At 73.4% G+C, this 13,916-nt stretch carries 14 protein-coding genes; 3 read left to right on the top strand and 11 right to left on the bottom strand.

What is annotated here, in order from left to right; translation table 11 throughout:
• Nucleotides 1-1,554: a glutamate/gamma-aminobutyrate antiporter GadC gene (gene gadC / locus IE95_RS0106700; RefSeq protein WP_240666216.1), complete on the bottom strand. Its 1,554-nt coding sequence runs from the start codon at nt 1,552-1,554 to the stop codon at nt 1-3.
• A 289-nt stretch (nt 1,555-1,843) separates the two neighbouring features.
• Here gadC and IE95_RS0106695 point away from each other — a divergent pair, with 289 nt between their 5' ends.
• On the top strand, nt 1,844-2,818 hold the full coding sequence (locus IE95_RS0106695) for a phosphoglycerate dehydrogenase (RefSeq protein ID WP_030150861.1): 975 nt from the start codon (nt 1,844-1,846) through the stop codon (nt 2,816-2,818).
• Nucleotides 2,819-2,830: 12 nt separating this feature from the next.
• Here IE95_RS0106695 and mutM read toward each other — a convergent pair whose 3' ends face one another.
• The 6 genes from mutM to coaD form a co-directional block, all read right to left on the bottom strand.
• Nucleotides 2,831-3,814 (bottom strand): bifunctional DNA-formamidopyrimidine glycosylase/DNA-(apurinic or apyrimidinic site) lyase, encoded by a 984-nt coding sequence (gene mutM / locus IE95_RS0106690; protein ID WP_030150860.1) that lies wholly within the window; start codon nt 3,812-3,814, stop codon nt 2,831-2,833.
• On the bottom strand, nt 3,807-4,589 hold the full coding sequence (rnc, locus tag IE95_RS0106685) for a ribonuclease III (RefSeq protein WP_211249070.1): 783 nt from the start codon (nt 4,587-4,589) through the stop codon (nt 3,807-3,809). Before rnc ends, mutM begins: the two co-directional genes overlap by 8 nt.
• Before the next feature lie 5 nt (nt 4,590-4,594).
• The gene (gene rpmF / locus IE95_RS0106680; RefSeq protein WP_030150858.1) at nt 4,595-4,789 is read right to left on the bottom strand and encodes a 50S ribosomal protein L32; all 195 of its coding nucleotides are present in this window, start codon (nt 4,787-4,789) and stop codon (nt 4,595-4,597) included.
• Nucleotides 4,790-4,791: 2 nt separating this feature from the next.
• Nucleotides 4,792-5,379: a YceD family protein gene (locus IE95_RS0106675; protein WP_030150857.1), complete on the bottom strand. Its 588-nt coding sequence runs from the start codon at nt 5,377-5,379 to the stop codon at nt 4,792-4,794.
• Nucleotides 5,380-5,552: 173 nt separating this feature from the next.
• Nucleotides 5,553-6,077, bottom strand: a complete 525-nt coding sequence (locus tag IE95_RS0106670) for a hypothetical protein (RefSeq protein ID WP_030150856.1) — start codon at nt 6,075-6,077, stop codon at nt 5,553-5,555.
• Nucleotides 6,074-6,631: a pantetheine-phosphate adenylyltransferase gene (gene coaD / locus IE95_RS0106665; RefSeq protein ID WP_051702851.1), complete on the bottom strand. Its 558-nt coding sequence runs from the start codon at nt 6,629-6,631 to the stop codon at nt 6,074-6,076. The genes IE95_RS0106670 and coaD overlap by 4 nt, the downstream gene beginning before the upstream one ends.
• A 150-nt stretch (nt 6,632-6,781) precedes the next feature.
• Between coaD and IE95_RS19500 the strand changes: the two genes are divergently transcribed.
• On the top strand, nt 6,782-7,666 hold the full coding sequence (locus IE95_RS19500) for a hypothetical protein (protein ID WP_051702824.1): 885 nt from the start codon (nt 6,782-6,784) through the stop codon (nt 7,664-7,666).
• A 92-nt stretch (nt 7,667-7,758) separates the two neighbouring features.
• Here the strand turns inward: IE95_RS19500 and rsmD are convergent, their stop codons facing one another.
• From rsmD to IE95_RS0106645, 3 genes are all read right to left on the bottom strand, one after another.
• Nucleotides 7,759-8,343, bottom strand: a complete 585-nt coding sequence (gene rsmD / locus IE95_RS0106655; RefSeq protein WP_030150853.1) for a 16S rRNA (guanine(966)-N(2))-methyltransferase RsmD — start codon at nt 8,341-8,343, stop codon at nt 7,759-7,761.
• Nucleotides 8,344-8,485: 142 nt separating this feature from the next.
• Nucleotides 8,486-10,861, bottom strand: coding sequence for an ATP-dependent DNA helicase RecG (locus tag IE95_RS0106650; RefSeq protein ID WP_084689896.1), 2,376 nt, complete (start codon nt 10,859-10,861; stop codon nt 8,486-8,488).
• Nucleotides 10,858-12,597 carry a DAK2 domain-containing protein gene (locus IE95_RS0106645; RefSeq protein WP_030150851.1) on the bottom strand — a complete coding sequence of 580 codons (1,740 nt, stop codon included), beginning with the start codon at nt 12,595-12,597 and terminating at the stop codon, nt 10,858-10,860. The genes IE95_RS0106650 and IE95_RS0106645 overlap by 4 nt, the downstream gene beginning before the upstream one ends.
• 293 nt (nt 12,598-12,890) lie before the next feature.
• Here IE95_RS0106645 and rpmB point away from each other — a divergent pair, with 293 nt between their 5' ends.
• Nucleotides 12,891-13,082: a 50S ribosomal protein L28 gene (gene rpmB, locus IE95_RS0106640; RefSeq protein WP_030150850.1), complete on the top strand. Its 192-nt coding sequence runs from the start codon at nt 12,891-12,893 to the stop codon at nt 13,080-13,082.
• Between the two features lie 149 nt (nt 13,083-13,231).
• Here the strand turns inward: rpmB and IE95_RS0106635 are convergent, their stop codons facing one another.
• Nucleotides 13,232-13,849: a helix-turn-helix domain-containing protein gene (locus tag IE95_RS0106635; protein ID WP_030150849.1), complete on the bottom strand. Its 618-nt coding sequence runs from the start codon at nt 13,847-13,849 to the stop codon at nt 13,232-13,234.
• Between the last annotated feature and the right edge of the window lie 67 nt (nt 13,850-13,916).

The following is a 13,916-nucleotide window of genomic DNA, read 5'->3' as shown; positions in this document are numbered from 1 at the left end:
TCACGCCTCCTTCGGTCCGTCAGCCGGGGCGTCGACGAGCGGTTCCTCCGGCCCCCCGACGTTGTCCGGGTTCTTCCATCCCGGCTTGCGCAGGAAGTAGAAGAGCGCGGGCACCAGGATCCCGACGATGCCCAGCCCGCCACCGACGATCAGCAGGTACACCCCGCCGCTGCCGCTCGAGAACTGCGCGGGCGGCACGAAGCCGATGATCATCGCCGCGACCGACGCCAGGAAGCCGACGGTGCACAGCAGCGTGAGCGCGGGCGCGCGGTACCCGCGGGGGTGGTCCGGCTTGTTCCGTCGCAGCCGGACGGCCGCGACGAAGAGCAGCAGGTACATGATCAGGTACACCTGCGTGGTGATGACCGACAGGATCCAGTAGGAGCTCGAGACGTCCGGGATGAACGCGTAGAGGAGCGCGATGGCGGTCGTCACGAGCCCCTGCGACACCAGGATGTTCTGCTGGACGCCGTGCTTGTTGAGCTTCTGCAGGAACGGCGGCAGGTACCCCTCCTCGCGCGCGACCGTCAGCAGCCCCTTCGAGGGGCCCGCGAGCCAGGTCAGCATGCCGCCGAGCGAGGCCGCGATGAGCATGAGACCCAGGATCGGCGTCAGCCAGCTCACCCCGAAGTTCGCGAAGAACACGTCGAAGGCCTGCATGACGCCGGCCGTGAGGCTGAGCTGGTCGGCCGGGATGACCCAGCTGATCGCGAGCGCCGGGAGGATGAAGATCAGCAGGACCAGGCCGATCGCGAGGAACATCGAGCGCGGGAACTCCTTGGCGGGCTTGCGCAGGCTCGTCACGTGCACGGCGTTCATCTCCATGCCCGCGTAGGACAGGAAGTTGTTGACCACGAGCACGAGGGACGCGATCCCGGTCCACTGCGGCAGCAGGTGCGAGGCGTCCATGGGAGCGGCCGAGGCGTTGCCCTGCCCGAGGAACACGAGCCCCAGGACGACGAGCAGCGCGCCGGGCACCAGGGTCCCGATGATGAGGCCGAAGCTCGACAGGCCCGCGACGGTCTTGGTGCCCTGCGACGACACCCACACCCCGGTCCAGAACAGCACGACGATGACGATCGCGACGTACAGGCCGTTGCTCGCGAGCGACGGGTTGATGACGTAGGCGAACGTGCTCGCCACGTACCCGAGCAGGCTCGGGTAGTAGAAGATCGTCATCGCGAACTGGCACCAGATCGCGAGGAAGCCCGCGGGCTTCGAGATGCCGTCGGCGACCCAGCGGTAGACGCCTCCCGACCAGCCGGACGCGAGCTCGGCCGACACGAGCGAGGTCGGCAGGAGGAAGACGATCGCGGGCACGATGTACAGGAACACCGCCGCCAGCCCGTACACGGCCATGGTCGGCGCGGCCCGCAGGCTCGCGACCGACGACGTGATCATGAACGCGAGCATGAGCCAGGTGATGTAGTTCTTGGGCGTCCTGGCCGTGATCGCCGCGCGCATCTCCTCGCGCGTGGGCGGCGCCCCGCGGGTCCCCGTCGCGGCCGTCGAGGTCGCCCCCGTCTTGCCCGACTCCGCCGTGGATGAGGCCATCGTTCCTCCGTGCCGCCAAGACCCCCTGGACGGGCGGGTCGCCGTGAACCGCTGGGACGTGCCAGACGTTGCGAACATATCGCCAGGGACCGGTTTGCGCCCCCGGAACGCCGGGCGGTGCGCGGGGCCCTCGCCTGCCTGCTCGGCCGACGTGTCGGCGCTGGTAGCGTCGGCGTGCCCACCGTGCCGGGTCCGGGTCGGCCGACGCCGGCCGTCCGCGCGACGGGCGCCTTCTCGACCGCGTCCTGCCCGCCGCGGCCGTCGCACCTTCCCCCGTCTGGAGCCACGCGTGAAGATCCTCGTCCCCCACACGATCGCCCTCGACCTCACCCCGGGGGCGGCCCCGGCGGGCCGGGACGGCCCGCCGAGGCCGGACGAGGTCGTCCTGTACGACGCTTCCGCTCCCCTGCCCGCGGAGCACCGCGACGCCGAGGTCCTCGTCGCGTGGGCCAACTCGCGCGAGAACCTGGCCGACGCCGCCACCCACCTCTCCCGGCTCCGCTGGGTGCAGACGCTTGCCGCCGGACCGGACGCGATCCTCGCGGCGGGCTTCGCCCCCGAGGTGGTCGTGACCAACGGCCGGTCGCTGCACGACGGCCCCGTGGCCGAGCACGCCCTTGCGCTCACGCTGGCCGCGGTCCGCGACCTCGACCGCCTCGGGGCGGCTCAGCGCGAGCACTGCTGGGACGCGCTGATGCCCGACCTGCAGGCCGACCCGGCGACGAGCCGGCACTTCACGCTGCACGGCGCGCGCGTGACGATCTGGGGGTTCGGGTCGATCGCCGCCAGGCTCGCGCCTCTCTACGCGGCACTGGGGGCGCACGTCACAGGGGTCGCGAGCTCGGCGGGCGAACGGCACGGCTTCCCGGTCGTGACCGACGCGGACCTGCCACGGGTCCTCGCCACGACCGACGTCCTGGTCTCTCTGCTGCCGGCCGTCCCGGCCACACGCCACGCGTTCGACGCCGCGCGCATCGACGCGCTCCCGGACCACGCGGTGTTCGTCAACGTGGGCCGGGGGGCCACGGTCGACGAGGAGGCCCTCGTCGTCGCGCTGCGCGAGGGCCGGCTGGGCTGTGCGGCCCTGGACGTGACGGAGACCGAACCGCTGCCGTCCGACTCCCCGCTCTGGGACGCCCCGCGCACGATCATCACGCCGCACGTCGCGGGCGGGCGTCCCCAGGGAGCGTCTGAACTGGTCCGGGAGAACCTGGCGAACCTGCGCGCCGGCCGCCCGCTGCGCAACGTGGTCCTGCGCGGCTGAGCGCCGCCCTACCTACCAGCGCGCGTTCCGCGGCACCTTCTGGCAGACGGGGCACGTGTACGAGGACCGGTTCATGAACTCGTCGCGCCGCACGAGAGCCCCGCAGCGCGTGCACTCCTCGCCCTCGCGGCCGTACACCGCGAGCGAGCGCGAGAAGTAGCCGGACTGGCCGTTGACGTTGACGTAGAGCTCGTCGAAGCTCGTCCCGCCCTGGACCAGCGCCTCGCGCATGACCTCCTCGGCGGCGTCGAGCACGCGGTGCGCCTCGGCCAGGCGCAGGGTGTCGGTGGGGCGCGCGTAGTGGAGGCCGGCGCGCCACAGCGCCTCGTCGGCATAGATGTTGCCCACGCCGGACACGAGGCGCTGGTCGAGCAGGGCCCGCTTGATACCGGTCCGACGACGGCGGATCGCCCTCGCGAGGTCGTCGCGCCGCAGCGCGGGGTCGAGCAGGTCGCGCGCGATGTGGGCGGCGGGCTCGGGGATCTCCGCGAGAGCCGAGCCCCAGCCACCGGGGCCACCGTCGGGCGTGGGCGCGAGGTCCGTGACGGACAGGTGCCCGAACGTGCGTTGGTCCACGAAGTCGAGGGTCCGCGGCGTCCCGGGCTCCCCGGAGAGCGCGGACAGCTCGAGCCGGACGCGCAGGTGCGGCACCTTGTCGACCGCGGCGGTCCCCGAACGGACCAGGAGCTGGCCACTCATGCCCAGGTGCGCCATGAGAGCGGTGACGTGATCGCCTGCGGGCGCTGCGCCGTCGGGCAGGGTGCTGCGACCAGAGGCGTCGGCGGGATCCTGCGACAGGAGGAGCCACAGGTACTTGCCGCGGCGGACCGCGGCGCCCACGCGCTGGCCGACGAGCTGGCCGCGGAAGCTCTCGGGGCCGCCCTCGTGGCGGCGGACCGAGTAGTCGCGCAGGACCTCGACGCCGGTGACGACCCGGCCCGTGACGTGACGTGCCAGGCCGTCACGGACGGTCTCGACCTCGGGAAGCTCAGGCAACGGTCCCGTGCGCCCCGTCGATCGGCTCGGCCGGGTCTGCCGGGTCTGCCGGGTCGGCAGCCGGCACGGCCGCCGCGGACAGCGGGCGCTCGATGATCGCCCGGTAGGCCATCTCGGCGGCGTCCTGCTCCGCGTACTTCTTGGCCGAGCCGCTGCCCGTGCCGTACACGACACCGTCGAGCGAGACCTCGGACGTGAACGTGCGGGCGTGGTCGGGCCCGTCTCCCTGGCTCGCGTACGCGGGCGCACCGAGGTTCCGTGCCGCAGCCGCCTCCTGGAGCGACGTCTTCCAGTCGAGCCCCGCACCCAGGTCCGCGGCGACCGCGAGCGTCGGGTCCACGAGACGGTGCACCAGGTCGCGCGCCACCTCGAGGCCGTGGCTGAGGTAGGTCGCGCCGATGAGGGCCTCGACGGTGTCCGACAGGATCGAGTCCTTGTCGTTCCCGCGCGTGCGCACCTCGCCCTTGCCGAGCAGGATGTACCCGCCGAGCCCCAGGGTGCGCGCGATCGCGGCGAGGGACTTCTGCGAGACGGTAGCCGCTCGCATCTTGGCGAGCTCACCCTCGGGGAGGTCGGGGTGGCGGCGGTACAGCGCCTCGGTCACGACCAGGCCCAGGACCGTGTCGCCCAGGAACTCGAGGCGCTCGTTGGTCGGGATCCCGCCGTGCTCGTGCGCGAACGAACGGTGCGTCAGTGCAAGCACGAGAAGCTCGGGATCCAGGTGGATCCCGAGCCTCTCGAGAAGACCGGCGGCCGCGGGGGCGTCCGGCGTCACGCTATTCAGCCTGCGTGCTCGGTGCGCAGCGCCTCGACGTACTGACGGCTCTTGTAGGTGCCGCAGGTCGGGCACGCAGCGTGCGACAGCTTGTCGCCCTTGCACTGCGGGCAGGTCGTGAGGTTCGCGGCGGTGGTCTTCCACTGCGAACGACGCGCACGGGTGTTGCTGCGCGACATCTTGCGCTTCGGAACAGCCACGGCTAGCTCTCTTTCGTCTCGTCGGACACGCTCGGATCCTCGAGCATGCTCTGTAGTGCCGACCACCGGGGATCGACAATGTCGTGCGAGTGATCAGGATCCTCCGCCAGACGTGCTCCGCACTCGGAGCACAGGCCCTGGCAATCGGGCTGACACAACGGTCTGAATGGTAGTGCAGTGACGACGGAATCCCGAAGCGCGGGCTCGAGATCGATCAGGTCGCCCTCGAGCTCGTACACCTCGTCCTCGTCGTCACCGGACTCTGCCGCGGCCTTCGCACGCTCGGGATACACGAACAGCTCCTGGATGTCCGCGACGACGTCAGCCGTCAGCGGTTCCAGGCACCGCACGCACTCCCCGACCGCCTGGGCCTGGGCAGTCCCCGTCACCAGCACACCGTCCATCACCGACTCGAGCCGGACGTCCAGCTCGAGGTCGGTGCCTTCAGGGATGCCGATCACGACGGTTCCGAGGTCGGCCGGAGCCTTGACCGAGCGAGTCACCTCACGCATCGATCCGGGACGCCGACCGAGCTCGTACGTGTCGAGCACAAGAGGCGAGCGCGAGTCGAGAGTGATGGGTTCCTCCACAGGGTTTCGGCGACCCGAGCGGGCCACCGGTGTTCAAGGTCACAGCACGCACGCCTGTCCCGCGAGAACTCGGGGGATGGACGAGCGTCCTCGGTCCCAGTCGATGACAGGAAGGACCAACGGACCATCTTACGGCATCGCCGAAGTGCCGTCGAACCTCGCGAACTGCCCGGTCAGGCCCCGTCGGCCTGCCCCTGGTAGTCCCCGATGCGCTGCGCGAGCTTGGCGCGTCCCGCGTGCACCTGCGCCATGATCTTGCCGAGGTCCACCTCGAACTCCGCGAGGCGGCGGTCGCAGTAGTCGTCGGCGTCGACGCGCAGCTCCGCGGCGGTCCGCTCGGCCTCCTCGACGATCGCCCGGGCACGGGACTCGGCCTGCACCGCGACCTGCTCCTTCTGGACCAGCTCGATCGCGCGGGCGCGTGCCGTGGTGAGGATGTCCTCGGCCTGCCGGTTCGCGTCCTCCAGGACCGCGTTGGCCTCGGCCAGGACCTCGTCCGCGTGCGCGAGCTGCTCGGGCAGTGCCTGGCGCATCTCGTCCACGAGAGCCAGGGCGTCGGCCTTGTGCACGAGGACCGAGGACGACATGGGCATCGCCCGGGCGTTCTCGACGAGCAGGGCCAGGTCGTCGAGGATCACGTGGAGACCGGCCTCGGTCTGCGCCTCGTCCTCGGTCTGCCCGAGCGGGTGGTCGTTCATCGGCCTGTTCCTTCCGTGGTGGGGTTCGCCTGCCGCGTCTGGTCGCCGGCCGGCGACGCGCCTGCCGCACGGTCCGCGAGCGCCTGGCGCACGAGGTCCCCGACGCCCGCGGGCACCAGGTCGTCGACGGGGCCGCCGAAGCGGGCCACGTCCTTGACGAGCGAGGACGCGACGTGGGCGAGGGCCGGGTCCCCCGGGACGAACACCGTCTCGACGCCCACGAGGTGGCGGTTCATGAGGGCCATGGGCAGCTCGGCGTCGAAGTCCGCACCGCCCCGCAACCCCTTGACGACGGCCGCGGCCCCGACCTCGCGGCAGAAGTCCACGAGGAGGCCGGGCACGATCTCGACGCGGACGTCCTCGAGCCCCGGGGACGCGTCGAGGGCCGCACGGGCGATCTCGACGCGCAGCTCGGCGCTCAGCAGCGCGGACTTGGAGGAGTTGCGGGCGACTCCGATGACGACGACGTCGAACAGCGAGCGCGCGCGGCGGACGATGTCGAGGTGGCCGAGGGTGAGGGGGTCGAACGACCCCGGGCAGACGGCGATGGTCACCTCGCCACGGTAGTACACGCCCGCCGGGAATCCGGGCAGGTCAGGGTGGTCGGACGGCCCGTGGGGCGGCGGCACCAGGCCGGGGCAGGGGTCGGCCGGGGAGGGGCGACCGTCCTGCGCGGGAGCCACGGGCGCGGCAGGATGGGGGCCATGCCTCCCGCGTCCGGCCCCGTCGTCGTCCCCCTGCGTTCCGTCGAGCAGCTCACCCAGCTCTACCGCGACGTGCTCAGCCCGTCGTTCCCGCCCGCCGAGCTCGTCTCGCTCGACTCGTTCCTCGCGGACCACGCGGCGGGGCACCTGGAGTCGTTGGGTGTCGTCGAGGTGCCCGACGGCGCCGCTCCCCCGGCCCGTGCGGCCACGGCGGGCACGGGGTCGGGTGGGTCGGGCACGGGGCACGCTGGCGCGAGCACCGTCTCGGACGGCCACGGCAAGGTGAGCACAGCCCTGGGCGAGGCCGACCCGGAGCCGACCGGTCGGGTGGTGGCGGGCGTCGTCGGGTCCTGGTCCGCCGAGGCGCGCGTCCTGCTGGTGCAGTACCTGGCGATCGCCCCCGGGCGCCGCGGAGGTGGGATCGGTGCCGCGCTGCTCGGGGCGGCGGTCGCCGCGTGGCGGGAGGACCTGCGGCCGGTCATGGTGCTCGGCGAGGTCGAGCACCCGCAGTTCCATTCCGCGAGCGAGGCGCACGGCGACCCCGAGGCGCGGCTGCGGTTCTACGCCCGCCACGGTGGTCGCGTGCTCGCGGTGCCGTACTTCCAGCCGGGCAACGAACCGGGGGCCGAGCGCGTCCCTGCGCTGCTGCTCATGACGCTCGCGACCGAGAGCCCGGAGTCGACGAGCGTCCCCGCCGCGCCGCTGCGCACGTTCCTGCGGGAGTACATCGAGGCCAGCGAGGGGTCCCTGGCCGACGACGCCCCGACCCGCGCCCTGCTCGACGCGACCTCGGGCGACCGGGTCGAGCTGCTCGGGGTGGACGAGCTGGACCGGGTGCCCGTGGGACTGCTCGACGGTCCGTCGCTGCGCGCGCCGGCGGGCTGACCCCGCCCGCCCCCACCTCCCGGCCGGCTGCCCGGCCGCCCGGCTGCCCGGCCGCCCGCGTCTGGCACGCCAGCCCCCGTCTCGCGCGGGCCTCAGGAGGCGTCGGCCTGCGGCTCCTCTGCCGCCACGGGGCCCGCGTAGAACACCGCGGTCTCGCCGTAGTCCTTGCGGGCGAGCAGCTCCCACGCGGTCGGCCACGTCGGCTCGGGGCTGCGCGTCGACCGTTCGACCACGACGACCGCGTCCTCGACGAGCGCTGAGGTCTGCGCGAGCTGACGCAGGAGCTCGGCGACGACTGCCTCGGACACGTCGTAGGGCGGGTCGATGAACACGACGTCCCACGTGGTCGCGGGCGCCGACTGGACGAACTTCTCGGCCTTGTCCTGGACGACCTGCACGTTCGTCAGCCCGAGGGTCCTGACGTTGGCCCGGCAGACCTCGGCCGCGACGCGCGCGGCGTCCACGAGCACGACCCGCTGCGCACCCCGCGAGGCGGCTTCCAGCCCCAGAGCGCCGGACCCCGCGTACAGGTCGAGCACGTACGCACCGTCGAGGACCCCGTAGTGCTCGAGCCGCGAGAAGATCGCCTCGCGCACCCGGTCGCTCGTGGGCCGCGTCCCCTTGGGGGGCACCTGCAGGCTGCGTCCACCGACCGTCCCGGCCACGATCCTCGTCATGCGGACAGCCTAGACGGACCCTCCGGCACGCCCGCGCCGCGTGGGCGGCGTCACCCTCGGCGCTCCGGTGCGTCACCCTCGGCGACCCCGGGCGTCACCCTCGGCGCCCTCGGGCGTCACCCTCGGCGAACCGGCGCGACCGTCACGCCCGTTCCAGGAACTCCTCGCGCTCGGGGTCGAGCCAGCTCGCGATCGCGGCGCGCAGCTCGGGGTGCTCCGCCAGGTCCGGGTCGGCCGCGATGACGTCGGCCGCGTCGGCCCGCGCCTGCTCGATGACCGCGACGTCCTTGACGACCCGCAGCAGCTTCAGGGAGCTGGCCTTGCCGGACTGGGCTGCGCCCAGCACGTCGCCCTCGCTGCGCAGCTCGAGGTCGACGGTCGCGAGCCGGAACCCGTCGGTGGTCTCGGCCATGGTCTCGACGCGCACGGCCGCGGGCGTCCCGGGCTCGACGGTCGAGACGAGCAGGCACAGCCCGGGCGCGGACCCGCGGCCCACGCGCCCGCGGAGCTGGTGGAGCTGCGAGAGGCCGAACCGGTCGGCGTCGAACACGACCATGACGGTGGCCTCGGGGACGTCCACGCCGACCTCGACCACGGTGGTCGAGACGAGGACCTGGACGGTCCCGGACGCGAAGTCGGCCATGACCTTCTCCTTGTCCGCGGGGGGCATCTGCCCGTGCAGGACGCCGACGGCGAGCCCTCGCAGCGCGGGCACGTGCGAGAGCTCCTCGGCGACCTCGAGCACGGCGCGAAGCGGTGGCCGGTCCGACCCGGTGCCCTGTCCGTCGAGATCGAGAAAGTCGGGCACCTCGTCGAAGTCGTCGGTCCGGGTCTTCTTCTTCGCGGGGGCGGCGGCCCCGTCGGGGGCGCCCGGGCCCGCCGCAGGTTCGTCGGGGTGGATCCGCGCGCACACCACGTAGGCGCGGTGCCCGGCATCGACCTCCTCGCGCACGCGCTGCCACGTCCGGTTCATCCAGGCCTCGTTGTCCGCGGGCACGACGTGCGTCGTGATGCCTGCACGCCCTGCCGGGATCTCGGTGAGCGACGACGTCTCGAGGTCGCCGAACACCGTCATGGCGACCGTGCGCGGGATGGGCGTCGCCGTCATGACGAGCAGGTGCGGGCTGGTGCGGGCCTTGGCGCGCAGCGCGTCGCGCTGCTCGACGCCGAACCGGTGCTGCTCGTCGACCACGACCAGGCCGAGGTCCGCGAACTGCACGTTCTCGCTCAGCAGCGCGTGGGTCCCGACGACGATCCCGGCCCGGCCGCTCGCCGCGTCGAGCAGCGCGCCCTTCTTGGCCGCGGCCCCCATGGACCCGGTGAGGAGCGCGACGCGCGTCCCGTGGTCGGCCCCGCCCAGCATGCCCTCCTCCGCGAGCGGTCCCAGCAGCGCCCGCAGGGTGCGGGCGTGCTGCGCGGCGAGCACCTCGGTGGGGGCCAGGAGCGCGGCCTGCCCTCCGGCGTCGACCACCTGGAGCATCGCGCGCAGCGCGACGACGGTCTTCCCTGAGCCGACCTCGCCCTGGAGCAGGCGCTGCATGGGCCGCGAGCGCGCGAGCTCGCCGGAGATCTCCTCACCGATCTCGCGCTGCCCGGCCGTGAGCGTGAACGGCAGCGATGCGTCGAAGTCCGCGAGCGCGCTGGGTCCGCCGGGTGCGCGCAGGGGCCGTGCCGTCGCCTCCTCGGCCTCGGCCCGCGCGCGCCGCTGGGCGAGCGCGGCCTGGAGCACGAACGCCTCCTCGTAGCGCAGGCGGTCCCGGCCGTGCTGCCACTGGCGCGTGTCGAACGGTTCGTGGACGTCCTTGAGCGCGTCGTGCCGCGACCCGAAGCCGCGGGCCTCGCGGACGGCGGGCGGCAGCGGGTCCGGCACCTCGTCCTCGGTCAGCGGGTCGAGGACCTGACGGACGGCCTTCTGGATGCGCCAGCTCGGGATCGCGGCGCTCGCCGGGTAGAGCGGGATGGGACGGCGTGCCTCGATGAGGGCGGCCTCCTCGTCGTCGGCGTCGACCCCGATGATCAGGTAGTCGGGGTGCGTGAGCTGGCGCGTGCCGCGGTACTCGCTCACGACACCGGTGAACAGGCCCGTGCGACCGGGCTGGAGGCGGCTCTCGTGGGTGCGCAGCGCACCGGTGCCCTTGGCGAAGAACGTCAGGGAGAGGCGGTGCACGCCGTCGGTCACCTCGGCCTGCATCATGGCCCCGCCCCGCGAGCGCATGGCCCGCACGGTCGCCTGGACGACACGCGCCATGATCGTGACGTGCTCGCCCAGCACCAGGCCACCGAGGTCGGTGAGCCGGCCCGGGTCGCCGTAGCGGCGCGGGTAGTGGCCCAGCAGGTCGCCCGTGGTCTCGAGGCCCAGCTTGGCGAGCGCGCCCGCCGAGCGCGGGCCGAGGACCGTGGTCAGGGGCTCGGCGAAGCGGTCGACGGGTCCGGTCACCAGGTCGCCCGCGAGGCGTCGCGTGCCGGTCACGTGGTCCGCGTCTGCCTCGGGTCCCGCGGCACGAGGGTCGCTGCTCATTCTGCTCCCAGCTCCAGGTCGGCGTGGTCGCGCCCCGAGTCGAGGACGACAACCTCGATGCCCGGGACGCGCTGGCGGGCGATGCCCGCGACGACGTCGATCACGACCGGGTCGACCCGTCGCCCCGGCAGGACGGTCAGCACCTCGTCGTCGGCCCGGAGGAGGCCTTCGAGCGCGGGTCGCACGAACGCCCCGTCCGCGGGGACCTGGACGGCCCGGACGTCGTCGAGGGTCGCGCGCATGAGGGCGACGACGTCGTCCACGGATCCCAGGGCCGCTGCCGCGAGCGCGGCGACGACGTGCAGGTCGGTGGGGGCGTCGAGCACCTCGAGGCCTCGCAGGTCGCCTGCGCCGGGGCCGACGAGCCCACCGGCCTCACGGGCCACGTCGGCCGCGACCTCGCTCCCGGGCAGGACGGCGACGCGGCGCGCACCGGTGTCCACGGCCACGCGCAGCACCTCTCCCGGGGTCGGCGCCTGGTCGGTCGTGAGGAGGACGACGGCTCCGCTGCGGGCCAGGTCCGGCACGAGGCCGGGGGCCGAGGTGATCGCGACGACGCCGTGCTCGGGGACCTCCGCCGTCGGGACCGCATGGCCGTGCAGGTCGTCGGCGAGTCCGCGTGCGGCGACCTGCGTCGCGAGGTGACGGACGCACACCTGGCGCAGCCGGGCGTCGCCGGCCGCGGTCCGGGCGGCCTGCACGGCGCGCGCGGGGTCGTCGGTGTGCACGTGGGCCTGCCACACGCCCTCCCCCACGACCACGACCGAGTCGCCGACCTGCGCGAGCGCCGCGCGCAGCGCGTCGGCGAGGGGCGGCGACGGAGCCGGGGCACCTGTGCCGTCCGTGCCGTCGACCACGAGCATGACCTCGAACTCGCCGTCGATCCCGACGGGCACGGGCTCGGCAGGGGCGGCACCGGCAAGCCCGCTCGCCAGGGGGGACGTCATGGGGGACATGGTGCCGTCGGCCACCGACAGGGGGCAGTCCGTGCCGGGGCCCTCCCCCGCAGCGTCGGGAGCGCCGAGGTCGGCCAGCACGGCCAGTTCGGTCGTGTCAGTCGTGCAGGTCAGGTCAGCGGTGTCGGCGAGGTCTGCGACGTCGTCGGCGACGGCGCCCAGCGCCCGGCACAGCGCGTCGAGGACGAGCACGAGCCCGAACGCCCCGGCGTCGAGCACGCCCGCGCGGGACAGGACGTCGAGCTCTCGCGGGCTGCGCAGCATGGCGTCGTGCGCTCCCGTGCGCGCTGCGAGCACGACGCCGCTCAGGCCTGCCCCGGCGTCCGCCGCGACGCGAGCGGCGACGGCGGCTCCGTCGGCCGCGGTGAGGATCGTCCCGGCGACCGGGACCGCGACGGCCGCGGAGGACGAGCGGGCCGCCGCCTCGAGGCGCGTCGCGACCCGCAGGGACCCGACGGGCTCGTCGGCCACGGTGGTCGCACCGGCGAACCCGCGCAGGAACTCGCTGAGGATCACGCCCGAGTTGCCGCGCGCGCCGATCAGGGCGCCCCGCGCGAAGGCGAGCAGCACGGCGTCGACGGGCGCGCCGTCGGGCACCTCGCCCACGGTCCGAGCTCCCTCCGTGACGGTCAGGAACAGGTTGGTGCCCGTGTCGGCGTCGGCCACGGGGAACACGTTCGCGCGGTCGATGCGTGCCCTGGCCTGGCCGAGCGTCCGGACCGTCTCCGCCACCCACTCCCGCACCACCGCGGGCTCGATGTGCTCCGTGCCGTCCGTCACGCTCGTGGGGCTCCTTCGTCGGGGTCGGGCGCACGAGGGTGCCGAACCCCCGCTGAGCCTGCGATACTTACCGGACCACCGTAGTCCGCCCCGCGCGCTGCACCATGCACGCTCTCGGGTCGGTTTGGGGTGGGGGGCGGCCATCGGCTACCCTATGGAGGTTGCCCGGACAGATCCGGGCGACCACGGACGTTCCCCGGCCTGCGTGCTGGTTCGGAGCGTTCACCCCACAGACCATTCACTACGTCGCCGCTGTCCTTTCGCGGAGGCGTGCACGACGATCAGGAGAAATCGTGGCTGCCAACTGCGAAGTCTGCGGCAAGGGCCCGAGCTTCGGGCACAGCATCTCGCACTCGCACATCCGTACGAAGCGTCGCTGGAACCCGAACATCCAGCGCGTCCGTGCGATCGTCTCGGGGACCCCGAAGCGTCTCAACGTGTGCACCTCGTGCCTGAAGGCCGGCAAGGTCGTCCGTCACGTCTGAGCCTTCCCGCTCGTTCGCCGAAAGCCCGTCAGGACTCGTCCTGGCGGGCTTTCGCGTTCCTGGGGACCACCAGGGCCCGACGGCGGCGCTCACCTGCGGCGCGCTGGCCGCGGCACGCGCGTGGTCGTCGCGGGCCGTGACGGGTCGAGTCAGTCGGCGCGACGCTGCCGGGGCCGGGCGCGGAAGTGTGCCCGCTCGCCCTGGGGGCCGTGCAGGACGAGCAGCTCGACCGGGTGCTCGTCGGCGTTGAGGACCGCATGGGGGGTGCGGGTGTCGAACTCTGCGGCCTCGCCCTCGCCCAGGACCAGGTCGTGCTCTCCGAGCAGGAGCCGCAGCCGCCCGCCGAGCACGTACAACCACTCGTAGCCCTCGTGCACCTTGGTCTCCGGCAGCACGTCCGAGGTCCGCCCGTGCAGGACCTGCTTGTAGGCCTGGACCCCGCCCGGGCGGCGGGACAGCGGCAGGATCGTCGAGTCTCCCCGTCTCACGGGCCGCGCGTGGATGCGCGGGTCACCCGTGGGCGGTGCGCCGACGAGCTCGTCGAGCGGCACCTCGTGCTCGCGCGCGAGGGGCAGCAGGAGCTCGAGCGTGGGGCGCCGGCCTCCCGACTCCAGGCGGGACAGGGTGCTCACGGAGATGCCTGTGCGGTCGGAGAGCTCGACGAGGGTCAGCTGACGCTGCCGGCGCAGCGCGCGCAGGCGGGGGCCGACGGCATCGAGGGCTGCGGCGAAGGGGTCGTCCTGGGGTGCGGGTGCGGGTGCGTCCATGCACCCGAGTTTGCCACTTCGGCAACAGGAGTTGCCACCGATGACCCTGCGCGCCGATGCTCGTCGA

Origin of the sequence: Oerskovia turbata, assembly GCF_000718325.1 — a bacterium.
In the GTDB taxonomy this organism is placed as follows: Bacteria; Actinomycetota; Actinomycetes; order Actinomycetales; family Cellulomonadaceae; genus Oerskovia; species Oerskovia turbata.
Note: the sequence above shows the minus strand (reverse complement) of the source record. Positions and strands in the feature narration are given on the sequence as shown.

Excerpts from the sequence above, each read along its gene's own strand:
- gadC (WP_240666216.1), bottom strand. The coding sequence starts at position 1,554 with ATGGCCTCATCCACGGCGGAGTCGGGCAAGACGGGGGCGACCTCGACG.
- IE95_RS0106670 (WP_030150856.1), bottom strand. The coding sequence starts at position 6,077 with ATGAACGACCACCCGCTCGGGCAGACCGAGGACGAGGCGCAGACCGAG.
- IE95_RS19500 (WP_051702824.1), top strand. The coding sequence starts at position 6,782 with ATGCCTCCCGCGTCCGGCCCCGTCGTCGTCCCCCTGCGTTCCGTCGAG.
- rsmD (WP_030150853.1), bottom strand. The coding sequence starts at position 8,343 with ATGACGAGGATCGTGGCCGGGACGGTCGGTGGACGCAGCCTGCAGGTG.
- IE95_RS0106650 (WP_084689896.1), bottom strand. The coding sequence starts at position 10,861 with ATGAGCAGCGACCCTCGTGCCGCGGGACCCGAGGCAGACGCGGACCAC.
- IE95_RS0106635 (WP_030150849.1), bottom strand. The coding sequence starts at position 13,849 with ATGGACGCACCCGCACCCGCACCCCAGGACGACCCCTTCGCCGCAGCC.